The 26032-nt window shown below is 71.2% G+C and carries 25 protein-coding genes and 1 tRNA gene; 9 read left to right on the forward strand and 17 right to left on the reverse strand.

Annotation, left to right across the window (positions count from 1 at the left end; translation table 11 throughout):
• Positions 1–54 precede the first annotated feature (54 nt).
• The 4 genes from GQR16_RS00605 to GQR16_RS00620 all read right to left on the reverse strand — a co-directional run bounded on the left by GQR16_RS00605 (position 55) and on the right by GQR16_RS00620 (position 4368).
• The gene (locus GQR16_RS00605; RefSeq protein WP_157413222.1) at positions 55–1002 is read right to left on the reverse strand and encodes a type II secretion system F family protein; all 948 of its coding nucleotides are present in this window, start codon (positions 1000–1002) and stop codon (positions 55–57) included.
• Positions 990–1859, reverse strand: coding sequence for a type II secretion system F family protein (locus tag GQR16_RS00610; protein WP_157413223.1), 870 nt, complete (start codon positions 1857–1859; stop codon positions 990–992). Before GQR16_RS00610 ends, GQR16_RS00605 begins: the two co-directional genes overlap by 13 nt.
• Positions 1856–3124, reverse strand: coding sequence for a TadA family conjugal transfer-associated ATPase (locus GQR16_RS00615; RefSeq protein WP_425482598.1), 1269 nt, complete (start codon positions 3122–3124; stop codon positions 1856–1858). Before GQR16_RS00615 ends, GQR16_RS00610 begins: the two co-directional genes overlap by 4 nt.
• A gap of 236 nt (positions 3125–3360) precedes the next feature.
• A complete protein-coding gene (locus GQR16_RS00620; RefSeq protein WP_246200369.1) occupies positions 3361–4368 on the reverse strand; it encodes a zinc-dependent alcohol dehydrogenase in 1008 nt (335 codons plus the stop codon).
• Between the two features lie 117 nt (positions 4369–4485).
• Here GQR16_RS00620 and GQR16_RS00625 point away from each other — a divergent pair, with 117 nt between their 5' ends.
• The 5 genes from GQR16_RS00625 to GQR16_RS00645 all read left to right on the forward strand — a co-directional run bounded on the left by GQR16_RS00625 (position 4486) and on the right by GQR16_RS00645 (position 8422).
• Complete coding sequence (locus tag GQR16_RS00625) at positions 4486–5433, forward strand: LacI family DNA-binding transcriptional regulator (RefSeq protein WP_157413224.1); 948 nt, start codon at positions 4486–4488, stop codon at positions 5431–5433.
• An 82-nt stretch (positions 5434–5515) separates the two neighbouring features.
• Entirely contained in the window at positions 5516–5902 is a 387-nt protein-coding gene (locus tag GQR16_RS00630; RefSeq protein WP_157413225.1) for a PadR family transcriptional regulator, read from the forward strand.
• Between the two features lies 1 nt (position 5903).
• Positions 5904–6875: a permease prefix domain 1-containing protein gene (locus tag GQR16_RS00635; RefSeq protein WP_157413226.1), complete on the forward strand. Its 972-nt coding sequence runs from the start codon at positions 5904–5906 to the stop codon at positions 6873–6875.
• Between the two features lie 169 nt (positions 6876–7044).
• A complete protein-coding gene (locus GQR16_RS00640) occupies positions 7045–8325 on the forward strand; it encodes an acyltransferase family protein (protein WP_157413227.1) in 1281 nt (426 codons plus the stop codon).
• A gap of 15 nt (positions 8326–8340) precedes the next feature.
• A tRNA-Leu gene (locus tag GQR16_RS00645) sits at positions 8341–8422 on the forward strand.
• A 75-nt stretch (positions 8423–8497) separates the two neighbouring features.
• On the opposite strand, the gene GQR16_RS00650 is transcribed toward GQR16_RS00645, so the two are convergent.
• The 6 genes from GQR16_RS00650 to GQR16_RS00675 all read right to left on the reverse strand — a co-directional run bounded on the left by GQR16_RS00650 (position 8498) and on the right by GQR16_RS00675 (position 13760).
• The gene (locus GQR16_RS00650; RefSeq protein WP_157413228.1) at positions 8498–9070 is read right to left on the reverse strand and encodes a hypothetical protein; all 573 of its coding nucleotides are present in this window, start codon (positions 9068–9070) and stop codon (positions 8498–8500) included.
• Positions 9054–10346: a hypothetical protein gene (locus GQR16_RS00655; RefSeq protein ID WP_157413229.1), complete on the reverse strand. Its 1293-nt coding sequence runs from the start codon at positions 10344–10346 to the stop codon at positions 9054–9056. The genes GQR16_RS00650 and GQR16_RS00655 overlap by 17 nt, the downstream gene beginning before the upstream one ends.
• Positions 10343–11569 carry a sensor histidine kinase gene (locus GQR16_RS00660; RefSeq protein ID WP_157413230.1) on the reverse strand — a complete coding sequence of 409 codons (1227 nt, stop codon included), beginning with the start codon at positions 11567–11569 and terminating at the stop codon, positions 10343–10345. Before GQR16_RS00660 ends, GQR16_RS00655 begins: the two co-directional genes overlap by 4 nt.
• Positions 11570–11796: 227 nt before the next feature.
• Positions 11797–12153 (reverse strand): hypothetical protein, encoded by a 357-nt coding sequence (locus GQR16_RS00665; protein ID WP_157413231.1) that lies wholly within the window; start codon positions 12151–12153, stop codon positions 11797–11799.
• Between the two features lie 64 nt (positions 12154–12217).
• Positions 12218–12847 (reverse strand): flavin reductase family protein, encoded by a 630-nt coding sequence (locus GQR16_RS00670; RefSeq protein WP_157413232.1) that lies wholly within the window; start codon positions 12845–12847, stop codon positions 12218–12220.
• Positions 12848–12899: 52 nt separating this feature from the next.
• Positions 12900–13760, reverse strand: coding sequence for an LLM class flavin-dependent oxidoreductase (locus GQR16_RS00675; protein ID WP_157413233.1), 861 nt, complete (start codon positions 13758–13760; stop codon positions 12900–12902).
• Positions 13761–13852: 92 nt separating this feature from the next.
• Between GQR16_RS00675 and GQR16_RS00680 the strand changes: the two genes are divergently transcribed.
• The 3 genes from GQR16_RS00680 (at position 13853) to GQR16_RS00690 (ending at position 17255) form a co-directional block, all read left to right on the forward strand.
• Positions 13853–14506, forward strand: a complete 654-nt coding sequence (locus GQR16_RS00680; RefSeq protein WP_157413234.1) for a biliverdin-producing heme oxygenase — start codon at positions 13853–13855, stop codon at positions 14504–14506.
• A gap of 241 nt (positions 14507–14747) precedes the next feature.
• Positions 14748–15515 carry a DedA family protein gene (locus tag GQR16_RS00685; protein ID WP_425482604.1) on the forward strand — a complete coding sequence of 256 codons (768 nt, stop codon included), beginning with the start codon at positions 14748–14750 and terminating at the stop codon, positions 15513–15515.
• A gap of 81 nt (positions 15516–15596) precedes the next feature.
• Positions 15597–17255 (forward strand): cell wall-binding repeat-containing protein, encoded by a 1659-nt coding sequence (locus GQR16_RS00690; RefSeq protein ID WP_157413236.1) that lies wholly within the window; start codon positions 15597–15599, stop codon positions 17253–17255.
• A 72-nt stretch (positions 17256–17327) separates the two neighbouring features.
• Here GQR16_RS00690 and GQR16_RS00695 read toward each other — a convergent pair whose 3' ends face one another.
• The 4 genes from GQR16_RS00695 to murI all read right to left on the reverse strand — a co-directional run bounded on the left by GQR16_RS00695 (position 17328) and on the right by murI (position 20610).
• On the reverse strand, positions 17328–18263 hold the full coding sequence (locus tag GQR16_RS00695) for a cation diffusion facilitator family transporter (RefSeq protein WP_157413237.1): 936 nt from the start codon (positions 18261–18263) through the stop codon (positions 17328–17330).
• A gap of 105 nt (positions 18264–18368) precedes the next feature.
• Complete coding sequence (gene rdgB, locus GQR16_RS00700) at positions 18369–18989, reverse strand: RdgB/HAM1 family non-canonical purine NTP pyrophosphatase (RefSeq protein ID WP_157413238.1); 621 nt, start codon at positions 18987–18989, stop codon at positions 18369–18371.
• Positions 18986–19750, reverse strand: a complete 765-nt coding sequence (gene rph, locus GQR16_RS00705; RefSeq protein WP_157413239.1) for a ribonuclease PH — start codon at positions 19748–19750, stop codon at positions 18986–18988. Before rph ends, rdgB begins: the two co-directional genes overlap by 4 nt.
• Positions 19747–20610 carry a glutamate racemase gene (murI, locus tag GQR16_RS00710; RefSeq protein ID WP_157413240.1) on the reverse strand — a complete coding sequence of 288 codons (864 nt, stop codon included), beginning with the start codon at positions 20608–20610 and terminating at the stop codon, positions 19747–19749. The genes rph and murI overlap by 4 nt, the downstream gene beginning before the upstream one ends.
• Positions 20611–20695: 85 nt before the next feature.
• Here murI and GQR16_RS00715 point away from each other — a divergent pair, with 85 nt between their 5' ends.
• The gene (locus tag GQR16_RS00715) at positions 20696–22015 is read left to right on the forward strand and encodes a nicotinate phosphoribosyltransferase (RefSeq protein WP_157413241.1); all 1320 of its coding nucleotides are present in this window, start codon (positions 20696–20698) and stop codon (positions 22013–22015) included.
• Positions 22016–22049: 34 nt separating this feature from the next.
• Here GQR16_RS00715 and GQR16_RS00720 read toward each other — a convergent pair whose 3' ends face one another.
• The 3 genes from GQR16_RS00720 to GQR16_RS20115 form a co-directional block, all read right to left on the reverse strand.
• Entirely contained in the window at positions 22050–22337 is a 288-nt protein-coding gene (locus tag GQR16_RS00720; RefSeq protein ID WP_157413242.1) for a DUF3039 domain-containing protein, read from the reverse strand.
• Between the two features lie 91 nt (positions 22338–22428).
• Complete coding sequence (locus GQR16_RS00725; protein ID WP_246200371.1) at positions 22429–24003, reverse strand: hypothetical protein; 1575 nt, start codon at positions 24001–24003, stop codon at positions 22429–22431.
• Positions 23979–25769, reverse strand: a complete 1791-nt coding sequence (locus GQR16_RS20115) for an ABC transporter ATP-binding protein (protein ID WP_343032882.1) — start codon at positions 25767–25769, stop codon at positions 23979–23981. The genes GQR16_RS00725 and GQR16_RS20115 overlap by 25 nt, the downstream gene beginning before the upstream one ends.
• Positions 25770–26032: the final 263 nt, after the last annotated feature.

Below are 26032 nucleotides of genomic sequence, written 5' to 3' on the forward strand. Positions count from 1 at the left end.
TCCTTTCGGTCGCGCCATCGGGGCGCGGTGAGGGCGAGTGGCGCGGAGTTCGCATCAGAACCCCGTCTGGAGCACGAGATAGCCGGGCAGGAGCGCGAACGCGATGGTGATCGGCAGGATCAGGAAGACCAGCGGCACGAGCATCGCGATCTCCTTGCGGCCCGCGAGCTCGATGATCGTGCGTTTGGCCTGGTCGCGAGCATCGCCCGCCTGCGAGGCGAGGACCGACGCGAGCGGCGCTCCCCGATCGAGGGCGCCGAGCACCTGATCGAGCGCACGGGAGAGTGCGGGGTGATCGAGCGCGTCGCGGAGTTCGGTGATCGCGTCGGCGAGCGGCACTCCGGTGCCGACCGCGGCGACGACCGCCCGGAACTCCTGCGGCAGCTCGCCGGAGCCGATGCGTGCCACCCGGCGGAGCGCGTCGAGCATGCCCTCGCCGGCCGTGAGGCTCAGGGTGAGGAACTCGAGCACCGTCGGGAGTTCGTCGGAGATTCGCGAGAGCCGTCGGGCCGCGCTCCGCTGGAGCAGCCAGTCGCGCGCGAGCACTCCGAGCGCCGCCGCGAGCAGCGGTGCGACGATTCGGACGGGGCCCGGCAGTGCGGCGAACCCGGGTGCGAACAGCGCCAGCACGACGGATGCGGCGAACGCAGCCGACCCCCAGGCGAGCTGTTCGGCGCGGAAGCGTTCGACGGTCGACGACGAACCCGCCTGTCGTAGCCGTCTGGCGACGGTCTCGGGGCCACCGAGCCACGAGAGCACGACGGTTCGGAGCCGGCGCAGCACCGGTCCGATGACGACCCCGAAGACGGGCGACGGATCGGACGATCGGCGCGCGAGCATCGCCCTCGCCTCGACCGAGAAGTCGGCGACATACGGCGCGACCCGCTCGGCGAGCCGCGGTCGTCCGATGCGCGGAACGGCGTTCAGCGCGAGCCAGGCGCCGAGCCCGATCAGCACGCCGAAGAGCAGGGCGAGAGGCACGGTCGCATTCAGCGGAACCATCGTCGCTCCTCGGGGAGTCGGCCGAGCGCGTTCATCGACTGATAGGCCACGATCGTCACGATGACCCCCACGACGATGAGCGCGGCGCCGGCGGGAGAGTCGTAGGCGACGAGCGTCTCGTGCCGCGACGACAGCACGACGAGGAGGAGCCACGGGGCGGCGACGCCGAGTCGTGCCGCGTTGCGGATCCACGACTGGCGTGCGACGACCTCGGCTCGGAGCGCAGCGTCTTCGCGCAGGTAGCCCGACAGGCCGCGCAGCACGGCGGTCAACTCGGTGCCGCCGACCTCGCGCGCCATGCGCAACGTCTCGAGGATCCGGTCGGCGATCGGGTCGGCCAGCATCTCCTTGAGGCGGTCGAGGCACAGCGAGAAGTTGCCCGTGCGACGGTACTCGGCATCGAACGCCGCGAAGGCGGATCGGGTCTGGGACGGGCCGAGCTCGCCGAGCGCCCCGACGCTCTCGGGCAGGGGCACACCCGAGCGAACGGACGCGACGAGGTGATCGACGACGTCGGGCCACACCGCTCGGTTGGCGGCCCGCCTCCGGTCGGCACGTGAACCGATGGCCAACGGCACCGCTGCCGCGCCCATGAGCAAGGCGACGACCGTGATGGTCGGCACCTGCATGACGGCCTGCACCACCGCGCCGAGGACCATGGCGAACACGATCGCGACGACCGCGATGACCGGGATCGGCACGTGGCCGAGGCCGGCCAGTGCGAGGTCGTCGCGGATGCGTCGGGCGAACGCCGAACGCTCCGCGTCGCGGCCGGTCGTGGCTTTCGCCGGCCAGAGGATCGGCGCGAGCGCGAGCAGCACGCCGACGCCGAGCAGCGCTCCGAGCGCGAGACTCATGCGGCGGCCTCGCCGGCAGGTTCGGGCGACCCCGACTCTTCGGCCGAGGCGGGCACATCGTCGACGACGATCCCTGCGGCGCGGTACTTCTCGAGCCGCCGCGGACGCATCCCGGTGGGCCGCAGCTCGCCGGCCACCGTCGTGAAGATCGGATCGACGTCGACGCTGCCGTCGGTGCAGTCGCCGGTGGGTGCGGAGATCTCGACGACGCTGCGGTGTCCGCTGGCATCGATGCCGAGGTGCACCACGAGATCGATGCAGGTCGCGACCGTCGGAACCACGAACGACGCGTCGATGTTTCGCCCGGCGAGGAGCGGCAGGGTGCAGAGCTTCGTCAGGGCGTCGCGCGCCGAGTTCGCGTGGATCGTGCACATGCCGGGAAGCCCCGAGTTCAGGGCGATGAGGAGGTCGAGGCTCTCGGCTTCGCGCACCTCGCCCACGATGAGCCGGTCGGGCCGCATGCGCAGAGACTCCTTGATGAGTCGCCGCAGCGTGATCTCGCCGGTGCCCTCGAGGCTCGGCTGGCGGCACTGCAACGACACGAGATCGCGCACGTCGAGGTCGAGCTCGAACGTCTCCTCGATGGTGATCACGCGCTCGTCGACCCTCGCCGACGACATCAACGCGTTCAAGAGCGTGGTCTTGCCGGTGTGCGTGGCGCCGGAGACCAGGATGTTCGCCCCGGCGACGACGCTCGCGCGCAGGAATCCGGCGGCCTCGGCGGTGAGCGACCCGAGCTCGACGAGCACCTCGAGCGTGCGGATGCGACGTTGGAACTTGCGGATGTTCACGGCCCAGTGCGTGCGCGACACGTCGGGGATCGCGACGTGGAGCCGTGAGCCGTCGGGCAGCGAGGCGTCGACGAACGGCGAGCTCAGGTCGACGCGACGACCGCTGTGCTGCAGCATGCGCTCGACGAGTTCGCGCACCTCGCGGTCGTTCAGCACGACGGTCGTGAGTTCGGCGACGCCGTTGCGCGCGATGAACACGCGCGTCGGGCCGTTGATCCAGATCTCCTCGACCCCCGGGTCGTCGAAGAACGGCTGCAGCGGCCCGTAGCCCGTGATCGCGGCTTCGACCTCGCGTGCCGTCGCGAATTCGTCGAGGAGCTCGGGGTGGGCCCCGGCGAGCGCGCGCTCGCTGTAGCGCAGCACCTCTTCGCGCGTGAACCTCGCGGCGGCGTCCGAGTCGCGGCCGAGGTCGACGCCCTCGTGCAGCACGCGGGTGCGCACGCGCTCGGTGATCGTGCGGACGGGGTCGGACATGACACCCATCTTGGGGTGACGGCCGCCGGGCACCGCGAAGTTATCCACACGGCCGGCCGGCGGCATCCGCTCGATCAGGCTGACGGATGCCGCGCCACGGCCTTTTGCGCCGTCACGAGCGTTTCATCGGCTCCCCGATGCGGCGAACGCCCGTGGCGCGAGCACGGCGCCACCGCGTTTGGACCACGCCGCGCGAACGTGCGCGTGCGCGGCGGGCCCAGCGCGGGCGCCGATGCTCAGTCGAGCGTGACCATGACCTTGTCGGCCGCGCCGGGCGTCGCGGCGACCTCGAGGGCGCGCTGCACGTCGGCGATGTCGAAGCGGTCGCTGATGATGAGCCGGTACTTCCGCCAGTTGGCGATTAGATCGTCGGTGACCTCGAAGATCTCGGTCGGGTAGCCCATCGACATGATGATCGAGATCTCGGTGGTGAGCAGGCCGCCGAAGTCGACCTCGACGGGCTTCTTGTGCACCGCAGGAATGACGAGGCGTGCGCCCTGCTTGACCAGGCCGAACACGGTGGTCGGCACGACGGGGGCGCCGGCGGCGTCGAGGTAGACGTCGGTCGCGGGGCGGGCATCGCGGATGCCGACGACGGGCGGAGCTTCGCCGTGCAGCTCGATGAGGCGGGCCTTCACGTCCTCTTCGGCCGAGTTGATCACGGCATCCGCGCCGATCGCGAGGGCCTTCTCGAGGCGCGTCGGCAGGATGTCGATGACGACGACGTGCTCGACGCCCTTCGCCTTGAGGCTGAGCAGCGCGCCGAGGCCGATGGGGCCCGCGCCGAAGACCACGGCCTTCTCGCCGGCCTTCGCGCCCGAGCGGTTGACGGCATGGCGGGCCACGGCCATGGGCTCGTTGAGCGCGGCGACCTCGAACGGGATCTCGTTCGGGATGACGCGGAAGTGCGTTCCGGCGACGGCGTCGAAGAGCACGACGAGCGGCGAGAACGCGCCCTGGGCGCCGCCCGAGCCGATGATGCCGTCGCTCGCGGCCATCGGGTTGATGACGACGTGGTCGCCGACCGCGGCATCCGTCACCTCGTCGCCGACGAACACGATCTCGCCCGCGGGCTCGTGGCCGAGCGGGGTCGCGCCCTGCCGCGGCGGGATGCCGCCGTACATCGTGTACATGTGGTCGCTGCCGCAGATGCCGCACGCGCGGATGCGCACGAGCACGTCGCGCGGTCCGGCGGTGGGCTCGGGCACCTCCACGATCTCGGTGGTGTTGGGTGCGGTGACCATGACCGACTTCATCGCCGTCATTCCTCTCTCGTCCGGCTCGCGCTGGGTTCGCGTTGCGGATCACTAAATCGAATAAGTGCAGTCTACGCTGGGATGCTGAGAGGTGGAGAAGAGCCGATGCGATCCAAGCGAGTGACCATGAAGGACGTCTCCGTGGCGGCCGGCGTCTCGCAGGCGACCGTGAGCTTCGTACTGAACGACAAGCCGACCGAGACCATCTCGCCCGAGACCCGCGAGCGCGTGCGCCGCGCGGCGGCCGAGCTCGGGTACGTGCCGAACGGATCGGCGCGCGCCCTTCGCGAGGGCACCTCGCGCATCGTGATCCTGAACGTCGCGCGCCTCCCCCACGGCGGCACGGGACTCGCGGCGTTCATCGACGCGCTCGACGCCGAGCTCGAGCGCCTCGACCACATGCTCCTCGTGCGCTACCGAGCGGGCTCCGACGACATCGAGCGCCTGACCGCGATGGTCTCGCCGCGCGCCGTGCTCGACCTCGACCGCATCTACGACTCCCCCGATGCCGAGCAGGCCGACGGGGGCTGGACCGAGGGCCTCGCCGCGCACACCGCGGTGCAGATCCGCCACCTCGTCGAGACCGGGCACGAGCAGGTCGGGTTCGCGCTGCCGAGGTCTCGGGTCGCCGCTGGGCTCGCCCGACTCGCAGCACTGCGCGTCGGCTACGCCCGTCGCGTGCTCGAAGATCTGCGGATGCCGCAGCCGCACACGCTGACCCTGGGCGCGACCGCCGACGACGACCGCCGCAGCCTGGCCGAGTTCGTCGAACGCCACCCGCAGGTCACCGCCGTCGCCGCGCTCGACGACGAGACCGCACTGCGCGTGCTCGCGGCGGCGAGCGCACTCGGCATCGAGGTTCCGGGCCGGCTCGCGGTCATCGGCTTCGACGACGCCGGACTCGGCGAGTTCGCGACCCCGAGCCTCACGACCGTGCGCATCGACACCGCGGCGTTCGGGCGGCGACTCGCGCGCGTCACGCTCGGCCTGCCCGTCGATCCGGCGGCGCCGACGCCCGCCGCGGCCGTCGTCGTTCGGCGCGACTCGGCCTGATCGGGCCCCGCCGCACCGACGCCCGCCCGCGGCATCCGCAATGCCGTTCACATCGGGTAATTGATCTGGTACAGTACTTGTCATGACCAAGGACACAGCCTCCGGCGCGACGCCGGACGACGCCTTCGCAGCCGACCTGCTGCGCGGTCACACCGACACGATCGTGCTCGGAGTGCTCCGTCGGCACGACAGCTACGGCTTCGAGATCTACAAGCTCATCCGCGACGCCACGGGCGGCGCGTACGAGATCAAGGAGGCGACGCTCTACGCGAGCTACCGCCGCCTCCTCCGCGACGGGCTCGCCGAGGCGTACTGGGGCGACGAGTCACAGGGCGGCCGCCGCAAGTACTACCGCATCACCGACGCCGGCCGCGCCGCGTTCACGCAGAACGTCGCCGCCTGGGTCGCGACCCGCACCATCATCGACTCCCTGCTGGGCAGCACGCCCGCAGCCAAGAAGGGCTCCTGACATGACCGACCACCGCTCCTCCGGCGGCGACCTGCACCGACTGCTCGACGAGGCCTTCGTCGGCATCGAGGTCACGCCCGAGATCCAAGACCTGAAAGAGGAGATCCGCGGCAACCTGCTCGCACGCATGGGCGAGCTCGAGGCATCCGGGCTCTCCCAGTCAGATGCCGCGCGCAAGGCCATCGCCGAACTCGGCGACGTGCGCGAGCTCGTCGACGCCGAGAACGACCTCGCATCGGATGCCGCGAGCGCCACATCCGCTCCCGCCACCCGTGTCGGCGGCTCGACGTCCGCCGCGCGCGCCGAGTCGGCCACCGCGGCGGCGCTGCGCAACCGCGTGCGCCCGAACCCCGCGTTCGTCGTGCGCACCGTCGTGCTGTCGATCATCGGCGGCGCCGCACTGGTGCTGCTCGTGCTCGGCCTCACGCCGCTGCTCGCGCTCGGCGCAGGCGCGCTCGTCGGCCTCGCCGTCGTGTTCGGGCTCGCGCTCGGCGCCGTCACGGCCGACGCCCTCAGCCAGGAGACGACGACGAACCACCGCATGCCCGCCGGGCGCGCGATCGGCTACGGCGCGGCCACGGGCCTGCTGCTCGCGGGTCTCGCGTTCACGCCCGTCGTCATCGTGCATCTCGACCTCGCCTGGCTCGTGCTCGCCGGTGCGGCCGTCATCGGCTCGATCGGCGCGCTGAGCTATCTCGGCACCACGCAGACCAACCGTCACAAGCCGTGGGTCGTGCAGCAGCACCGCGAGGCGGCGAACATCGGCAACCGCTTCGAGGAGGACCCCGCCTCCGGCGCCCGCTTCGGCATCTACACGGCCGTCATCTGGACCGTCGCGTTCGTCGCGATCCCGATCATCGGCTTCACGGCCGGCTGGATCTGGGCTCCGCTCGCCGTCGTCGGCGGCTTCGTGGTCATGATGCTCGTGCTCGCGCGCATGCTCTTCGGCGGCAAGGCCGAGAAGACCGACTGAGTCCGCCGCACGTCGGACCGCGGCATCCGCTTGCTTCATCGCCTCTCGCGACGAAGTCAGGGCGGATGCCGCGTTCCGCCGTTTCGGGCCCCTCTCCACACCTGACGTGGCGGGGCGCCCCGCTTGGGTAGGCTCGCTCCACGTATTCCGCGAGCCCGACGAGGAGCCCATGACCAGCCTGCGCAACGATGCGTCTGCACGACTCGAGGCCGTCTCGCGGCGCGACCTCGTCATCGACCTGGCGCGCGTCGCGTGCATCCTGCTCGTGGTGGTCATCCACCTGCTCATGATCGGCGTGGGCTACTCCCCCGACGGCGAGCTCGTCGTCTCGCGCCCCCTCGAGGCGCAGCCGTGGTTCGCGGCGGCGACCTGGATCGGGCAGATCATGCCGCTCTTCTTCGCCGCGGGCGGGTTCACGGCCCTGACCGCCTGGCGCAGCCTTCTCCGCAAGGGCGGCGATCGCGCCGACTTCGTGCGCGGGCGCGTGCTGCGGCTCGCCTCGCCGGCCCTGCCGCTCTTCGTCTTCTTCGCCGTCGTGCTCGGCGGCGCGACGATCGCGGGCATCGATCCCGCGCTGCTCGACACCGTCGCGACGGGCACCGGGAGCCCGCTCTGGTTCCTCGCCGCGTTCCTGCTCGCCCAGTGCGCGGTGCCGTGGATGGTCGCCCTCCACGATCGGGCGCCGCGCGCCACGCTGGCGGCGCTCGCTGGCGCCGCCGTCGCGGTCGACGCCATCCGGATCGCCACCGGCATCGAGCCGATCGGGCTCCTGAACCTCGCCTTCGTCTGGCTCTTCGTGCAGCAGCTCGGATTCTGGTACGCCGACGGATGGTTCCGCACGCGGCATCCGCTCACCCTCGTCGCGCTCGTGGTCGCCGCCTATGCCCTCATCTGGGTGGTCGTCGCGGCCGGGTGGTACTCCCCCGACATGCTGACGAACCTGAACCCGCCGACCGTGCCGCTGATGCTGCTCGGCGTCGCCCAGATCAGCCTGCTCACGCTGCTGCACCGACCGCTCGCCGCACTCATGCGCACGCGCCCCGCGCAGGCCGTGGTCTACCTCGTCGGCAGTCGCGCCATGACCGTGTACCTCTGGCACCTGCCGGTCATCATCATCGTCGAGGGCGTCTCGCTGCTGATCCCGGGCGCCGCACCCGAACCCGGCAGCGCCGTGTGGTGGGCGACCCGGCCGATCGCGCTCGTCGTGGTGCTCGGCGTCGTGTTCGCGATCGCACCGCTGCTGCTGCGCTTCGAGCAGGTGCCGACGACGATCCCCGACGGCCGCCGCCGCCCGGGCTCTGCGGCCATCGCGATCGCGGCCGTGCTCGCGTTCGTGCCGCCGTTCCTCGTGCTCGAGTTCTTCCTCGACCTCCCGATCGCCGTCACGGGCGTCGTGCTGCTCTCGCTGTCGCTGTGGCTGCTGCGGGCCCGGCGACTCGCGCCCGCCTAGACTGAACGGGCACTCGCGGGAGTGGTGAAATCGGCAGACACGCAGGAGTTAGGTTCCTGTGCCTTCGGGCGTGAGGGTTCAAGTCCCTCCTTCCGCACGGCGACGATGCGCGCCCCGAGATCGGCCGCGTTCCTCTGCGCTGAAGCAGCCTCGGCGCACCGAGTCTCGCTGCTCACCAGGGAATGCTGCACTCCGCGAGCACCCGGAGGTCGCACGCCGGCTCCCGGATGAACCAGGCCACCGCGTACATCGCGACGAACGCCACGACGAGCGCGAAGATCACGAACCACTCGGGCTCCTGCATCGACGGATGCACCGGCGGGCCGATCATGAACCCCAGCGCCGGGAGTGCGCAGGTCGTGACGAGACACATCACCATGAACGCGCCCGCGCTCTCGGGGGCGTTCACGTCGATGTGCAGCCATCCGGTCATCAGGATCAGCGCGAGGAACGGCGGCAGGCTGACCTTCCACCCGACCACCGCGAACGGCCGGTACCCGAGCGCGGCGAACCCCCAGAACGCCGCCTGCAGGATGGTGACGATGATGCCGAGCTTCGCGAGCAGCACCCACCAGGTGGGCCACGCGACGAACGCGACGACGGTGATCACCGCACCGATGATCGAGGTGATCAGCGCCGGGTGCCGAGTGGTCCTCCTCGCCTTCGGGTCGCGAGGCCTGGTGAGGGTGTCGGCGACGGATGCCGGGAGGCCGTAGTAGTCGTGGCGGTCACTGGGGGTGCTCACCGGCGTGTTCCCTTCTCTGCGGACGCGGAGCGTGATCGGCGCGGTGCTGGTCGGCACGGTGGTGGTCGGTTCGGTGTTGATCGGCACGGTGCCGATCTGCACGGTGCAGCCCGCGGGCGCCGGCGCCCGCGTCCGCTGCGGCCGGGTCGGCGATCCTCATCTCGAAGCCCGCGTCGTCGGCCGTCGTCGCGACCGGGCCGACGAGCTGGAACGAGTCCCATGCGGTCTGGTCGACGTCTCGGACCTGGATTCCGGCGACGTCGATCCGGATGGACACGCTCTTCTCCGCGTGCTCGAGCACGGTGACGTTGATCTCGAACGGGACCCGCTCCGCCTGCCGTGCATGGCCGCGGAGAAGCCACAGTCCCACCAGGAGCCCGTCGCGCTGGTCGTGGTCGAGCTGCGTGGCATGGGCGCCCTCGTCGTTGACGGTGACGAACTCCGACAGGTAGTCGGACTGCTCGACGGCGTACTTCAGCCACGTCTCGTTTCGGCCCTCGATGAGTCGGCGCCGAAGCGCGGAACCGACCTCCTCGGCTCGAGCCGACGTCGCCGCATCGAGGTACTCGCCCCAGGCGACCTGGTCGAGGACCTGTTCCGCGTCCCGGTCCAGCCGGGCGATGGCCTCCACCTCGCCCGCGTCGACCAGGGGGCCGGTGATCGCGGTCTTCCTGGCCCGCGCGAGGGCGAGTTCGTGATCGACGATCGTCCGGAAGCCGCGCACGGCGACGGTGGCGAGCACGACCGGAAGGATGGTCGCACCCGCGGAGCCCAACCCGGTGAACATCTCGAGGCCGGCGGTCTCCGTCTCGGTGAGTGCCGCCGCGATCTGGGCCGCGGCGATGAGGGATGCCGCGACGATGGGTCCGGTCACCGGTCGCTGGGCGGCGACGACCATCAGCAGCGCCCCGCATGCGGGTGCGACCGTCGGGTGCGCGTGCGCGCCGAGCAGGCCCCAGGTCGCCTGGACATCGAGGGCCGCCGCACTGCAGAGGCCGACCATCACAATGACGAGCACCCAGTCGGGGATCCGTCCGTCGACGCGGACCGCGGTGACGGCCACCAGGGCGAACACCGCTGAGAAGGCCACCCACGCCGGCCACGGGCCCGGGCCGGCCGGGAACCGGTCGTACAGGGTGACGGCTTCGACGAAATGCCCCCCGACGATCACGGTCGCCGCGGCCAGGGCGCCGAGCGCGACACGGCGGCCGCCCTGGGCGGCCTGGACGACGTCGTGGATCCTGCGCTGCGGTCGTGGTGGTCTCGTGACGGTCATTTCGGGACCTCGAGCATCACCGTCGTGCCCGCCCCCGGCGAGGAGAACACCCGCACCTTGCCGCCGACCGACTCGAGACGGCCGACGACGGACTCGGCGAACCCGAGACGACCGTGTTCGATCGCATCCGGGTCGAATCCGGCGCCCTGGTCGGTGACCATCGTCCTGACGGCGTTGTCGTCGGCGGTGACGGTGACGTCGGCGTCGATGACGCCGGAGTGCCGACGGACGTTCTCCAGGCACTCTCCGACGGCGCCGAGCAACGCGTCGATCCGATCCGAGGCGAGCAGGAGCCGGCCCTCGCCGTGCCAGTTCACGTTCAGTCCGAGGCCCGCGAACCGGTGCCTGACCGATTCGAACGTCATGCCGAGCTCGAACTCCTCCTGCGGGGGCGCCGCGAACCGTGTGCTGTCGTGGTCGGCGATCCCGGTGAGGCGCAGGTTCCTCAGCATCCGGGAGTCGATGTTCGCCTGCGTGCGCAAGGTCTCCGGATCGACGCCGCGCCCGCCGTGGGCGACCAGGCTCAGGGTCGCGAGCACCGTGTCGTGCAGGAGCCTCGCGTCTTGACGCTTGCGGGTGGCGATGACGGATGCCGCGTGCTCGACGTCGTAGGCGGCGTCGACCACGGCGAACCGCTCGACGGTCCGGTCCATCGCCACGGAGATCCACGACCCGGCCGTGACGGCCGCGGCCCACCCGACGGTGGCGGTGATCATGAGGTACAGGTTTCCGCCGCCGACGACGACCGACGCGTAGCCGACCGCGCCGAGCGCGGCGACCAGGCCGACGGCCATGTCGGGCACGCCCCGGCGTCGGGGAATCAGGAGGATGGAAGTCGCGGGCGCGGTCACGGATGCGCAGATCGCGATCCCGAGCTCGTTGGCCGCGTCGATTCCGGGTGCCGAGGCGATGACGACGGCGGCCGCCGAAGCCACGGCCGCCGCGATCCCGATCAGACGCAGCCCGGTTCGGGTGAACACCACGATGAGCGCGAGCACGACCGCGGAGACGGCGGTGAGGGCGGCCTTCTCGAACACGTTCAGAGAGCCCGCGAACAGGAACGCGGCCGCCATGCCGGTCGCACCGATGGCGCCCGCGATGAGGGTCAGCTGGCCGAGGAGGCGGTCGCGCGCCGCGAGGAGCCTGACGGCGGAGTCGGACGGCTCGACGGAGGTCGTCTCCGCCGTGCGGTCGGATGCGGCGTTCACCGTAGCGAGCGCCACGTTGCTCCTCGAGTCGTCTGGGTTCGGGCGCCTCGAGGCGCTGAACCGTCGGGCGATTCTAGATCGGCCGCGACCGGATCGGGAAACGACTGCGGGGTCGAGGAACGTGATCGAGGCGGGCCGCGTGCAGCCTCGATCCGCGAGCCGGGCGGGAGCACGTGGAGGAGCGAGGGAGCGCCATCACGCCGACGACCGGCGCGCGCCGAGCGCGGCGCGCACCGACTCGCTCAACGCGCCGAGTTGATGATGCGCGACAGCGCCCAGCCGAGCGCCGAGACCAGCGGGGTCGCCACGACGATGAGCGCGATCGGGTTCGCGCGGAACCGCGGGCCGTCGGGGCCCTCGACGTAGGCGCCGATCGGCACCGCGTACCCGCCGCCACCGCCGCCGCTGCCCTCGCCGCGCCCGGCCGGGCCCTTGCCGTCTTCGGGCGATTCGCCCGATCCCTCGCCACCGCCGAAGCCGAAGCCGACGAGTGCGACGGGAACGAACTCCCGCCCGTTCAGCGTCGTCTTCTCGCCGTAGGCCACCTTCGCACCCCAGGAGGGCACGGCTTCTGCAAGTCTCTCGGTGATGTTCGTCATGGCTCGACGCTACGCGGCCGAGGGATCGCCGTCACCCCCCGATCTGCGCGCACGTCGCCCTGCGTCATTCGATGACGGGCGGATGCGGCGCGGTCGGACTCGACGCGAGCCATCCGACCTCGGCGCCTCGTTCGAAGAAGTGCCGGAACGCGTAGACGAGCGGGTTCCACGCGGTCGGGTCGATGTGCGCTCCGGTCGGGTCGAGGATCGCGGTGTCGGCGTGCACGCGCAGTACCTCGGCCTCGACCATGAGGTACGTGCCGTCGAGCCCCGGCGTGGCTCGACGCACGCGCGCCTCGAACTGCAGTGCGCACTCGAGCACGCGCGGCGGGCGCACGAGATCGGCCGGCTGCGGCGTGAGCCCGGCGGCGGCGAACTTGTCGGGCTCGAACCGATAGCGCCGTCGCTTCGCCTCGGGTACGGGGTCGCGCCCGGTGAGCGTCGAGAGTCGCGCGAGCGAACGCCAGAGCTCGCCCGACGGGAAGTTCACCGTGAGGTCGGGCCGCTCGACGAGATTCGTCGCGGTCTGGCCGTCGGTCTCGATGCCGAGCACGAGCATGCGGCCGAGGGCCCAGTACGACGACGCCGGCGCGAGATTCGCCGATCCGTCGGCGTTCTCGGTGGCGATCAGGTAGGCGGGCGTGCCCACGTAGAGCACGCTCGGTTCGACGACGACATGGCGTTCGGTGGTCACGTGCCGACCCTATGGGGCCCGGTCGACGTGCACCGCGAATGTGACGACGCGCTCAGACCTGCGGCGGCCCGGCGAGGATGCGCGCCCTGGCGGCGGCCTCGACGCGTTCGGCCGGCACGCTCCAGTCGGCCTCGAGCCACCACGTCGCCCCGGCTTCGGCCCACGGACGCACGACGGCGGCATCGGCCTCGGGATCGAGACCCGGCGTCGAGCCCTCCTGCACGACGTCGAACGGCCGGTCAGCGAGGCCCAGGCGCTCGCGTTCGAGGCGGATCCACTCGACGGCCTCGGCGGCCACCGCAGGTGTGAACCCCGGCGATCCCGGCGCGATCTCCGCGCCGGGCGGTGCGAAGTTCGGCAGCCAGCCGTCGTACCGGGCGACCCGGCGCATCGACTTCGGCGCCGGCCACACGCCGACGACCCAGATCGGGATGCGCGGCTGCTGCACGCTCGGCGGTGGCAGCAGGCTCTCGGCGCGGGCGACGCGGTAGTGCGCGCCCTCGTGCTCGAAGGCCTCGCCCCGCCAGAACCGCTCGAGCAGGTCGAGCGACTCGTCGAGCAGCTCGGCCCGCTCGCGTCGGCCCGGGTCGGATTCGAACAGCCAGAACCTCGGCTCGACGGCCTCGGGCACCCCGAGCCCGGCCGAGAGGATCACGCGCCCCCTCGACAGCCGATCGACCGTCATGGTCTGACTCGCCAGCTCCCACGGCCGACGTCTGGGCACCGGCGTGAGCATCGTGCCGAGCCGGATGGTCTTCGTCGACACGGCGGCCGCGGCGAGCGTCGCCCACGGATCGGTGGCCCAGATGCCCTCCCACACGAAGAAGCCGTGCCACCCGTGCGCCTCGGCGAGCACGGCCAGCTCGACTGCGAGTTCGGGATCGTCGCCGGTGTAGATGAAGCCGTATCGCATGGGTCGACGGTAGCCCCGGCATCCGACATCTTCCCGTGACCTTCGGCATGTAAGGTGAGCCTTACCTGTTTGCCGTACGAAGGACGCGTCCGATGACCATCGCTCCCCCCACCGAGTCCGTGGCCGCCACCGAGCCCCTCGACGTCGCCGCGCTCGTACGCGCCGCGACCGCCGAAGACCACCGCAATGCCGAGACCCGGGGCTTCATCACGCGCCTCATGGGCGGCGAGCTCTCGCTCGACGACTACACGCGCTACCTCGCGCAGTTCGCCTGGGTCTACGAGGCGCTCGAGGAGCGCGGCAGCCGCGAGGGCGACGGCGAGGTCTTCGACCCGAAGCTTGCGCGTCTCGCGGCGATCGAGTCCGACCTCGCAGCGCTCGGCGCGGCCGACTGGCGCGAGACCCACCCGGCTCTGCCCGCGACCGCCGCGTACGCCGCGCACCTCCGCGCCGTCTCCGACGACGACGTGCGCTACCTCGCGCACCACTACACGCGCTACCTCGGCGACCTCTCGGGCGGCCAGGCCATCGCCGCGCTCGTCGGCCGGCACTACGGCGCGACTCCCGAGCAGCTGAGCTTCTACGACTTCGACCTGGGCGCCGAGGGCCCCGTGCGCTACAAGCGCCGCTACCGCGAGGCCATGAACGCGCTCGCGCTGCACCCCGAACAGGTCGACGCGCTCATCGAGGAGGCGAAGGCCTCCTTCCGCCTCAACGGCGCGATCTTCGAGGCTCTCGGGGCATAGCCCGAGCCGGCTCCGAGCCGGCGCACCCGCGATCCACCGGCGCCGCGACATCCGTTCACCTGATCGGATGCCGCGGCGCCGATGTCGTCTGCCCCCATGGTCGGAGTCGACTCATCCCACGGGATGATTTCGGGGTTCTCCCCCAGTCGGGCCGCGCATCGGCTCGGTAGACTGCAACGACACCACGCCGCACGAGCCGCAGCACCGCCGCGTCCCGCCGCCGACAGGAGCATCCTTCGTGATCAACACCGCGCTCATCCCATGGCTCGACCCCGAGACCATCATCGGCGGCGCCGGCCCGTGGGCCCTGCTCGTGGTGTGCGGCATCATCTTCGCCGAGACGGGGCTGCTCGTCGGCTTCCTGCTGCCTGGCGACACCCTGCTCGTCATCTCCGGGCTGCTCTCGCACCCCCTGGCCGACTCGGAGCACGGCGTCTTCGGCATCTCGGTCTGGTGGGTCTCGCTGCTCATCGGCCTCGCGGCGTTCGTCGGCGGCGAGGTCGGCTACTACATCGGCCACAAGGCGGGCCCATCGATCTTCGAGCGCAAGGAGTCGGGCCTCTTCAGCGTCAAGAACGTCGAGCGCACGAACGCGTTCTTCGAGCGGTTCGGCGCCCTCGCCGTGATCCTCGCCCGCTTCGTCCCCATCGTACGCACGTTCACGCCGATCGCCGCGGGCGTCGGCCACATGCACAAGGGCAAGTACACCCTGTACAACCTCGTCGGCGCGGTGCTCTGGGGCTTCGGCCTCACGATGTTCGGCTACGGCATCGGCTTCATTCCGCCGGTCGCCGACTTCGTCAAGTCCTACATCGACCTGATCCTGCTCGCCGCCGTCGGCGGCACGGCCGTCATCACGCTCTGGCACTACCTGCGGGAGCGCTCGAAGGCCAAGAAGGCCGAGCGCGCGGGCGAAGACGTCGTCACCGACGAAGACGAGGCCGAGCAGCTCGTGCTCGACCCCGAGGTCTTCGAGCGGGGTCCGCTCGAAGACGGCGATGCGAGGTAGTCGACACCCCCGTCGGCGCGGCTAAGATCGAGCAGCCATCGGGCATCGGTCCGGTAGTCGACTCGACCCGAGGATCCCTACATGCCTGTGCGCTCGTCCCGCATTCGCGCCATTGCCGTTGCACTGGCGGCCGCGGCACTACTGCTCTCGTCCCTCACGCTGGTCGACGTCGCGCCCGCTGAGGCGATCGGCGTGGGCAGCATCACGGGCACGATCGAGCTCGAGGGCCGGAACAGCGAGCGAGTCGACTGCTCCGCGAGCGCGGTCGACGTGCGCGGAGGCGCGATGACGACGGCCGTGCACGCATTCTCCTGCACCAGTTTCAGCATCGGCGAACTCTCGCCGGGCGAGTACCGGATCCTCATCGAAGCCCGCTCCAGCTCACGTACCTGGAGCTTCGCCTGGTACGGCGATGTGTCGTCGCCCTACGACGCACAGCACGTCACCGTTCGCGCAGACGGCACTTCCGACCCGATCGAGGTCCACGTGCCGCTCGGCGGGTCGATCGCGGGCACGATCTCGACGAAGAAGCCCACGAACGGCGATCTCTCCGCCCACGCGTACTTCGTGGACGCCGACGACAGGATCTCCGATAGGCCGATCTGGTCCGGGACGGTCGGTGCCGACGGCTCGTACACGATCGACTCACTCGCAGCGGGCCGATACGTCGTCAGCGCTTCCGAGCGGGGTGAGGCACCCGCCAATTGGGGCGCATTCGCCGGCGGCGGGCGTGAGGCCTCCTCGGCTCGGCGATTCGATGTCGTCGCCGGCCAGACGACCCTCGGGGTCGATATCGAGCTCCCGGGGCCGGGCACCCCGCAGGTCTCACGACTGGCCGGCCCCGATCGCTACTCGACCGCGGTCCAGGTGACGAATCAGTTCGCTCCCGGAATCCCCGTGCTCTACCTCGCCAGCGGCACCGCCTGGGCAGATGCCCTCAGCGCCGGACCCGCCGCCGCACTGCTGCACGGCGCCCTTCTCCTCACCGACCCCGCCGCGATCCCTGCACAGGTGAAGGCGGAGATCGTGCGGCTGAAGCCTGCGCGGATCGTCATCGTCGGCTCCGAGTCCGCCGTCTCCCGCAAGGTGTTCGACGAGGCCGTTCGACTCGCGCCCGAAGTCCGGCGAGTCGGCGGACGCAATCGCTACGCGACGTCGCAAGCGATCATCACCGACGCGTTCGGAACCGCGACGACCGATCGCCCGATGTTCGTCGCGACGGGCCGCAACTTCCCCGATGCGCTCTCGGGCGGGGCGGCGGCAGCACAGCACGGGGAGCCGCTGCTGCTCATCGACGGCAGCAGCGAGACGATCGACGATGCGACACGGGTGTTCCTCCACACGGCGTCGCCGACCGACATCATCGCCATCGGAAGCCCGAGCGTCATCAATCCGATGCTGTTCAACGAACTGCGCCACTTCCCGTCGATGGGCGATTCCCATCTCGAGAGGTGGGGCGGAACGAACCGGTACGACACCAATCAGCTGGTTCTCCGGCAGGGATCAAGGCCGGTCACGCCGAGCAACCGGGTCTACGTCGTCAACGGAGAAGGCTTCGCCGACGCGATCAGCGCGATCCCGCTCGCCGCGGCATCCGGCTCCGCCCTGCTGCTCTCGAAGCCGACCTGCCTCGCGAAGGGAACGTCGGCGACCGCCACGACGCTTCGAATCACCGATTGGGTCCTGATCGGCTCGAAGAGCGTTCTCTCCGACGGCGTGGCCAAGCGCGTTTCCTGCTGAGTCCCGACCCGACCCAGCCGGGTCGCGCACCGGATGCCATCCCGGCGAGCGGATGCCGCATCCGCCCGTCGGTCAGCGATGCGTGCCCTGCTCCTGGCCTGCACGACCGGCGGGTTCGAGCTGGAACGTGGAGTGCTCGACGTCGAAGTGCGCGGTGAGGCATCCGCCCAGCTCGTCGAGGAGTTCGCCCGTGCGCCCGGAGGCGAACACGTCGGCCTCGACCTCGACGTGCGCCGAGAACACGGGCTGCCCCGACGTGATCTGCCACACGTGGACGTCGTGCACGGCGACCACGCCGGGTGTGCGCAGGATGTGCTCGCGGATCTCCGCGACATCCGTGTCGACGGGCGCGGACTCGAAGAGCACGTGCACGACGTCGCGCAGGAGCGAGATCGCGCGAGGCACGATGAGCACGGCGATGCCGATCGAGGCGATCGGGTCGGCGGCGTCGAACCCGGTCAGCACGATCACCACGGCCGCGACGATCACGAGCACCGAGCCGATCATGTCGCCGAGCACCTCGAGGTAGGCGCCGCGCAGGTTGATCGAGTCCTTCGCCCCGCCGCGCAGCACGAGCATCGCGGCGATGTTCGCGACGAGCCCCGCGATGCCGACGACGAGCATGCCGCCGCCCGCGACCTCGTGCGCCTCGCCCGATGCGCCCGACACGAGCCGCGAGACCGCGCCGATGGCGACGGTTACTGCGACGACCACGAGGATCACGCCGTTCACGAGCGCGCCGAGCACCTCGGCGCGGCGGTACCCGTAGGTCTGCCGGTCGGTCGCGGGCCGCGCGGCGACCATGGCCGCCACCAGGGCGACGACGAGCCCGATGAGGTCGCTCGACATGTGCCCGGCGTCGGCGAGCAGCGCCAGCGAGCCCGTGAGCACGGCGCCGACGACCTGCACCACGAGGAACACGCCGATGATGGCGATCGCGATCCAGAGCCTGGTGCGATTCGCCGCGCCGTGGGCGTGGCCGTGCGAGTGATCGTGTGAGTGCGCCATCAGGTCCAGCGTAGGCGGGGAATCGCGGCCCCGCCCGTGATGGGAATGAGTCGCGTTCTCAGCCCTCGGCGCCGCGGCACTCGGAGCCGAGACCCGTGCCGTGCGCTACGCCGCGACCTGCGCCGCGACCCGCTCGAGCTCGGGCAGCAGCTCGACGAACGCGAGCGCGCGGTGGCTCCGGGCGTTCTTCTCCTCGGGCTTCAGCTCGGCGGCGGTGATCTCGTGCCCGTCGGGCTCGAAGATCGGGTCGTAGCCGAACCCGTGCGACCCGCGCGGCTCGTACGCGAGCGTGCCGCGCCAGCGGCCCTCGGCGACGAACTCGGATCCCCCGGCGAGCAGCCCTTCGGGCACGACGAGCGCGATCGTGCAGCGGAACTCCGCTCCGCGGTTCGGCCTGGCGAAGTCCGACATCTGATCGAGCAGCAGTCGGCGGTTCGCCTCGTCGCCGGCCTTGTGCCCGGCCCAGCGCGCCGAGAGGATGCCGGGAGCCTCGCCGAGCACGTCGACGACGATCCCGGAGTCGTCGGCGAGGGCGATGCGCCCGGTGTGCGCGGCCGCGGCCCGCGCCTTGATGAGGGCGTTCTCGGCGAACGTCACGCCGTCTTCGACGGGCTCGGGGCCGTCGTACGAGACGACGGTGGCGTGCGGCATCCGCTCGCCGATGATGCGCTGGAACTCGGCGACCTTGTGCGCGTTGTGGGTCGCGAGGACGATCTCGAGGCTCACGCGTTCGCCCGCGCCTCGGCCAGCACGGCCTTCTGGATCTCGGTGAGCGACGCGGTGCCGCCCAGCGCGAGGTCGAGCAGCGCGTCGAGCTCGCGGCGGTCGAACGGCGCGCCCTCGGCGGTGCCCTGCACCTCGACGAAGAGGCCGCGACCGGTCGCGACGACGTTCATGTCGGTCTCGGCGCGCGAGTCCTCGGTGTAGGCGAGGTCGAGCATGGGCGTGCCGGCGACGATGCCGACCGAGATCGCCGCGACCGAGTCGATGAGCGGCTGCGTCTTCTGGCCGATGAACCGCTTGCCGCGCGCCCACTCGATCGCGTCGGCCATGGCCACGTAGGCGCCCGTGATCGCGGCCGTGCGGGTTCCGCCGTCGGCCTGCAGCACGTCGCAGTCGATCTGGATCGTGTTCTCGCCGAGGCCCTTCATGTCGACGACGGCCCGGAGGCTCCGGCCGATGAGCCGGCTGATCTCGTGCGTGCGACCGCCGATGCGTCCCTTGACGGCCTCGCGGTCGTTGCGCGTGTTGGTCGCGCGCGGCAGCATCGCGTACTCGGCCGTGACCCAGCCCTTGCCGCTGCCCGACATCCACCGCGGGACGCCGTTCGTGAAGCTCGCCGTGCAGAGCACCTTCGTGCGACCGAACGAGATGAGCGCACTGCCCTCGGCGTGCTCGCTCCAACCGCGCTCGATGGTCACCTCGCGCAGGTCGTCGGGTGCGCGCCCGTCGGCGCGGACGATCTGGTTGTCGGATGCCTCGGTCATGCGTTCTCCTGTCGAAGTCGGCCGAGCTTCTCTGCGAAGCTGCGATCTGGAATGGTCACGGCGCCGGTCTGCACGAGCTCGACGCTCGGGATCTCGGGCGCGATGAGTCGGTGCGCGAGGTCGAGGAACGCGCTCGTCGAGCCGCCCGTCGCCTCGTAGCGGTAGGTGGGCGGCATCGCCGACCGGCGCTCGGTGCCGGTGCTCACGAGCACGCGGTACACGTCGTTCGCGGTCTCGACGTCGCTGGAGACGAGCGAGACGCGCTCGCCCATGACGTACGAGATCGCGCCCTTGAGGAACGGGTAGTGCGTGCAGCCGAGCACGAGCGTGTCGACCTCGGCCGCCCGGAGGGGCGCGAGGTACTCCTCGGCCACGGCGAGCAGCTCGTCGCCGCTCGTGACGCCCGCCTCGACGAACTCGACGAACCGAGGGCAGGCGACCGTGTGCAGGTCGAGGTGCGGTGCCGCGGCGAAGGCATCGTCGTAGGCACGCGACGAGATCGTGCCCGCCGTGCCGATGACGCCGACCCGCCCGTTGCGGGTCGTCGCGACGGCCCGGCGCACGGCCGGTTGGATCACCTCGACCACGGGCACGTCGTAGCGCTCGCGCGCATCGCGCAGCATCGCCGATGATGCCGTGTTGCAGGCGATGACGAGCATCTTCACGCCCTGCGCGACGAGGTCGTCGAGCACCGCGAGCGCGTAGCCGCGCACGTCGGCGATGCGCTTCGGGCCGTAGGGCGAGTGCTCGAGATCGCCGATGTACAGGATCGACTCGTTCGGCAGCTGGTCCTTCACGGCTCGGGCGACCGTGAGCCCGCCAACGCCGGAGTCGAAGATCCCGATCGGTGCATCCGTCACGACAGACCAGCTTAGGCGAGTCGGTCGGGCGGCGAGTCCGTCGGGCGAACGCCGAGGCGCGGCATCCGTCGGTAGGCTGATCGTCGTGACCGGGTCTTCAGCGCTGCTCACCGACCGATACGAGCTCACCATGGTGGATGCCGCGTTGCAGAACGGCACCGCCCACCGGGAGAGCCTCTTCGAGGCGTTCGCGCGCCGCCTGCCCGACGGGCGCCGCTACGGCGTCGTCGTCGGCACCGGGCGGCTGCTCGAGCTCATCTCGGAGTTCCGCTTCGAGGAGGCGGAGCTCGAGTGGCTGCGAGCGAACCGCGTCGTGCGCCCCGAGACGCTCGACTGGCTCGCCGACTACCGGTTCCGCGGCGACGTGTGGGGCTACCGCGAGGGCGAGGTGTACTTCCCGGGTTCGCCGCTGCTGACGATCCAGGCGACGTTCGCCGAGGCCGTCATGCTCGAGACGCTCGTGCTCTCCACCCTGAACTTCGACTCGTCGGTCGCGAGCGCCGCAGCGCGCATGGTCTCGGTCGCCCTCGGGCGACCGCTCGCCGAGATGGGTTCGCGCCGCACGGGCGAGCGCTCGGCCGTCGCCGCGGCCCGTGCCGCGTACATCGCCGGGTTCGATGCGACCTCGAACCTGGAGGCCGGTCGCACGTGGGGCATCCCGACCATGGGCACCGCGGCGCACGCCTTCACGCTGCTGCACGACTCCGAAGAGGCGGCGTTCCGCGCCCAGGTCGAGGCGTTCGGGCCGAAGACCACGCTGCTCGTCGACACGTACGACATCCGGCAGGGCGTCGAGACCGCGGTGCGCGTCGCGGGCACCGGCCTCGGCGCCGTCCGCATCGACTCGGGCGACCTGCCGGCCGTGGTCGCGGGGGTCCGCGACCAGCTCGACGGTCTCGGTGCCGTCGACACGAAGATCACCGTCACGAGCGACCTCGACGAGTTCACGATCGCCGGGCTCTCGGGCGCGCCGGTCGACTCCTACGGCGTCGGCACCTCGGTCGTCACGGGCTCCGGCTCCCCCGCGGCCGGCATGGTGTTCAAGCTCGTCGCACGACGCGACGACGCCGGCGAGTGGGTCTCGGTCGCGAAGGCGTCGGCTTCGAAGGCCAGCGTCGGCGGCCGCAAGAACGCCGCCCGTCGACTCGACTCCACGCGCACAGCTCGCGAAGAACTCGTGTTCATCGGCGACGGACCCGGTGGCGAGGCGGAGTTCGAGGCCGGCACCAGCCTGCGTCCGCTCATGGTGCGGCTCATGGCCGATGGCGTTGCGGATGCCGCGTACCTCGGCCCCGAGGGCACCGCAGCGGCTCGCGCGCACCGCGCGGAGGCCATGCAGGAACTGCCGATCGAGGCGTTCCGTCTCGGGCGCGGCGACGCGGCGATCCCGACGACGTACCGCTGATCCGTGCTCGCCGCGCGTCGGGAGGTGCGGGCGGTCAGCCCTTCTTCATCGTCTCGTAGATCTCTTTGCACGTCGGGCACACCGGGAACTTCTCGGGGTCGCGCCCCGGGGTCCACTTCTTGCCGCAGAGCGCCTTGACGGGCTTGCCGGTCATGGCCGACTCGAGGATCTTGTCCTTCTTGACGTAGTGCGAGAACCGCTCGTGGTCGCCCGGCTCGATCGCCTCGTCCTGCAGGAGCTTCTCGAGCTCGCGGTCGAGCACCGAGGTGCCTCCACCGGGTGCGTCGGGATCGGCGATGCTGGCGTTCACGGACATGATCATGCGTCGATTCTACGGCCCCGAGCGGCCGGGTCGCCCGGCGCGGGCATCGAGCGGCCGACCACTGTGAGGCGGTGGCGGCGCGGTCGGGCCCTCAGGCCCGGAGCGCCGCGCCGAGGATCTCGGGCCCGCGGCGGTCGAACACGCGACCGCCCACGAAAACGCCGAGCACGAGCACCAGCACGCCCGCGGCGGTGCCGGCGATGAACGAGATCGCGTGCCACTTCGGGTCGCCGCTGAGGCCGAGGTACGCGAACCACACCGCGGGAGCCGCGACCAGGAGGGATCCGAGCATCGTGATCGACTGCACGAGCGCCGAGATCGCGCCCGTCGACTGCGGCTGCTGGAACGGCGAGTCGCCGGGCTTCACGGCCGGGTAGGGCCACCGCGCCGACCCGATGGACCCGGCCCCGAGTCCGCCGAAGAGCAGGGCGGTGCTCACGCCGATGAGCGAGGGCAGCACCGTGTCGTCGTCGATCGCGATCATGGTGAGCGCCGCGCCGACGCCGATCACGAGCATGCCGCCCACGAGCACCGGTATGAGCCGTCCGAGCCGATCGGCCGTGCCGCGCACGCCCGACACCACGTGCAGCCACACCGCGGTGCTGTCGTAGGCGGTGTCGTTGTGCAGGGTCCACCCGAGCAGCAGGCAGAGCAGGGGCACGGGGATGAGCGCGGTCGCCGTGATCGGGAACCCGGCGAGGGTGAGCGGCACGAGCACGATGATCGGCACGAGCGGCAGCATCACGAGCGACACCCAGTAGCGCGCGTCGCGCCCCCAGTAGGTGAGGCTGCGCGCCGCGATCGCACCGGCGGCGGTGCCCGGCAGGCGATCGAACCATCCGAGACCCCGGTACTGCTTCGCGGATGCCTCGCGGCCGGGGGTGACGAGCATGCGGGCGACGAGCGCCTGCCAGCCGAACCAGAGCACGGCGAGGGTCGCCGCAGCGATGAGCAGCTTCACGATGGCGACGAACCAGAGTCCGGCGGCGGCGTCGCCCGGAACCGCGAACGCGGCGCCGAGCGGGGTCCAGCCGAGCACGCCGGCGACCGCCTCGAGGAACAGCAGGCCCTCGTTCTGCCAGTCGAGCGTGATCAGCACGACGATGACGGGCGAGAGGAGCACGACCACGACGAGCCCGAGCACTCCCCCGATCTCCTTCGCACGGCGCGTCGCGAGCACGAGCGAGGCGATCGAGGTCGCCACCCGACCGACGAGCAGGCAGGTCGCGAATGCGAGGGCCGCCCCGAGCACGGCGAAGATCACCTCGCCGACGCCACGCGACCAGGTCACGACCGTGCCGAGGAGGACGATGCCGAGCACGATCGCCGGAATGCCGATGGTCGCCGCGAGCGCCAGACCGAGCGCGAGCGTGCGGTCGGGGATGCCGAAGAGTGCGAAGCGGCGCGGGTCCATGGTGTCTTCGGAGCCGAAGAGCAGCGGGAACACCACGAATCCGATCATCGTCAGGCTTCCGGCGACGATAAGGCCGTCGCGCACGAGCGTGACGTCCTCGACCAGGCGCAGACCGACGAGCGCACTGAACAGCAGCACCGACATGACGAGGCCGTAGACGATGCCGAGCGAGATGCCCACGATCTGCCACGGGCTCCGCTGGAAGATGTTGCCGAGCAGCCGCAGCTTCAGTCGGAGAAACTGTGCAACCACTCCATGCCCTCCGCTGCCTTGCGCCCGCCGGCGAGTTCGACGAACCGGTCTTCGAGCGTCTGCCCTGCGCGCACCTCGTCGAGGGTTCCGGCCGCCAGGACGCGCCCGCCGACGATGATCGCCGCCGAGTCGCACACGCGCTCGATGAGGTCCATGCCGTGGCTCGAGAGCACGACCGTGCCGCCGCCCGCGACGTAGCGCTCGAGGATGTCGGTGAGGTTCGCCGCCGAGACCGGGTCGACCGACTCGAACGGCTCGTCGAGCACGAGGAGCCGCGGCGCGTGGATCATGGCGCAGGCGAGCGCGATCTTCTTCGTCATGCCGGCCGAGTAGTCGGCGACGAGACGGTCGATCGCGTCGTCGAGCCCGAACGCGGCGATGAGGTCGGCGCTGCGTTCGCGCACCGTGCGGCTGTCGAGTCCGCGGAGCGACCCCGAGTACGACAGCAGCTGACCGCCCGTGAGCCGGTCGAAGAGTCGCAGTCGATCGGGCAGCACGCCCGTGGCGGCCTTGGCCGCTCGGGGGTCGGCCCACGCGTCGATGTCGTTGATGCGGACCGTGCCCTCGTCGGGACGCAGGAGCCCGGTGACCATGGAGAGCGTCGTGGTCTTGCCCGCGCCGTTCGGGCCCACGATGCCGAAGAACGAGCCCGCGCGCACGTCGAGCGAGATGTGGTCGACGGCGGTGTTGCCGCCGAAGTGCTTGACGAGCCCGTCGACCGAGAGCACCCGGGGCGCATCGGCCGGCGGTGCGGCCCTCGCGACGCGGAGCGTGCGCTTCTTGCGGGGCGACGACTTCGCCGGCGCCGCGATGACCGCGACGGCGGTGGCTGCTGCGACGCCGTCTGTCACGGCGGGCGCGGGCGCGGGCGCCTCGACGACATCGTCGACCGCAGGCGCGAGGACGGATGCCGCGACGGCGGTCTCGACGATCGGCGCGGGCGCTTCGACGACGGGAGGCTCGGCGGCTTCGGCGTCGGGCTCCACGGTCTCGGGTTCGACGATCGGCGCGACCTCGACCGCCGCGGGCTCCACGACCTCGGGCTCCACGACCTCGGGAACCGCCGCACCGGGTTCCACGACCGGTGCCGACTCGGCCACCCACGGCTCCGCCGCAGGAACCGGCGCAGTCGGCTCGACGGCCGGCTCGCTCGCGACCGATGCAGCCTCGACCGGCGCGACCTCGTCGACGGGCGCGGTCTTGCGCGGTGCGCGCTCGGCAGCCGTGGTCTCGGTCGTCAACGCCGCCGCCACGCGCTGCGTCTGCCGCTGCTTGGCGGCGGCGGACGCGGCCCGGGTGCGTGCGCTCGGAGCCTCGGTCTTCGCCGCAGTGCGTGCGGTGCGCGCCGTCTTGGCGGCGTCGGTGCGAGCCGATGCCGCGCCGGCCGATGCGGCACGCGACGCGGCCGTGCGCTTGGAACCGCCGGTCTCGACGCTGCTCTCGTCGACGGCGGACGACGCGGCGGCCGCTTTCGCGGCCGTCGTCTTGGCTGAGGCCGTCTTCGCGGCCGCGGTCTTCGCGGTCGCCGACTTCGCAGCGGCGGTCTTCGCCGCCGTGCTCTTCGCCGCCGTGGTCTTCGCCGTGGCGGGCTTCGCAGCGGTGGGCTTCGCCGCCGTGCTCTTGGCGGCGGTGGTCTTGGCGGCCGTGGTCTTCGCCGCGGCACCGGTGCGCCTGGCCGGCGTCCGCTTCGTGGCCCCCGTCGCCGCGGACGTTCGGGGGCTGTCGTCTTCGGTGTGCGCGTTCGACGCCCCCCGGTCGGCAGACACCCCCGTGCCCGTGCCTTCGGGAGCTTCGTCGTCATGTTCAGAGCGCGAAACAGAAGTCACCACGCAAACCTATCAACGCCCGGGCGTCCGGCGCTCGCGTTCGACGCACGTCGACGCGCTCGGCTCGCTGAGGATCTCCTGAGCGGCGTATCACGATCACGCTACGAAGCGTGAGAACATTCAGCCATCCGTTACCGGCGCCCGCTACGCTGATGACGGCATAAAGGTGTGTCTTCAACAGATCTTGCGGATGAACTGCGTGT

This window comes from Agromyces allii (genome assembly GCF_009749385.1).
Lineage (GTDB): Bacteria > Actinomycetota > Actinomycetes > Actinomycetales > Microbacteriaceae > Agromyces > Agromyces allii.

Coding starts and splice junctions, on each gene's coding strand:
- GQR16_RS00605 (WP_157413222.1), bottom strand. CDS start 1,002: ATGGTTCCGCTGAATGCGACCGTGCCTCTCGCCCTGCTCTTCGGCGTG.
- rph (WP_157413239.1), bottom strand. CDS start 19,750: ATGACCGAGGCATCCGACAACCAGATCGTCCGCGCCGACGGGCGCGCA.
- GQR16_RS00615 (WP_425482598.1), bottom strand. CDS start 3,124: ATGTCCGACCCCGTCCGCACGATCACCGAGCGCGTGCGCACCCGCGTG.
- GQR16_RS00720 (WP_157413242.1), bottom strand. CDS start 22,337: ATGATCATGTCCGTGAACGCCAGCATCGCCGATCCCGACGCACCCGGT.
- GQR16_RS00625 (WP_157413224.1), top strand. CDS start 4,486: ATGCGATCCAAGCGAGTGACCATGAAGGACGTCTCCGTGGCGGCCGGC.
- GQR16_RS00695 (WP_157413237.1), bottom strand. CDS start 18,263: ATGGCGCACTCACACGATCACTCGCACGGCCACGCCCACGGCGCGGCG.
- GQR16_RS00665 (WP_157413231.1), bottom strand. CDS start 12,153: ATGACGAACATCACCGAGAGACTTGCAGAAGCCGTGCCCTCCTGGGGT.
- GQR16_RS00635 (WP_157413226.1), top strand. CDS start 5,904: ATGACCGACCACCGCTCCTCCGGCGGCGACCTGCACCGACTGCTCGAC.
- GQR16_RS00640 (WP_157413227.1), top strand. CDS start 7,045: ATGACCAGCCTGCGCAACGATGCGTCTGCACGACTCGAGGCCGTCTCG.
- GQR16_RS00610 (WP_157413223.1), bottom strand. CDS start 1,859: ATGAGTCTCGCGCTCGGAGCGCTGCTCGGCGTCGGCGTGCTGCTCGCG.
- GQR16_RS00675 (WP_157413233.1), bottom strand. CDS start 13,760: ATGCGATACGGCTTCATCTACACCGGCGACGATCCCGAACTCGCAGTC.
- GQR16_RS00690 (WP_157413236.1), top strand. CDS start 15,597: ATGCCTGTGCGCTCGTCCCGCATTCGCGCCATTGCCGTTGCACTGGCG.
- GQR16_RS00655 (WP_157413229.1), bottom strand. CDS start 10,346: ATGACCGTCACGAGACCACCACGACCGCAGCGCAGGATCCACGACGTC.
- GQR16_RS00680 (WP_157413234.1), top strand. CDS start 13,853: ATGACCATCGCTCCCCCCACCGAGTCCGTGGCCGCCACCGAGCCCCTC.
- GQR16_RS00620 (WP_246200369.1), bottom strand. CDS start 4,368: ATGGTCACCGCACCCAACACCACCGAGATCGTGGAGGTGCCCGAGCCC.
- GQR16_RS00630 (WP_157413225.1), top strand. CDS start 5,516: ATGACCAAGGACACAGCCTCCGGCGCGACGCCGGACGACGCCTTCGCA.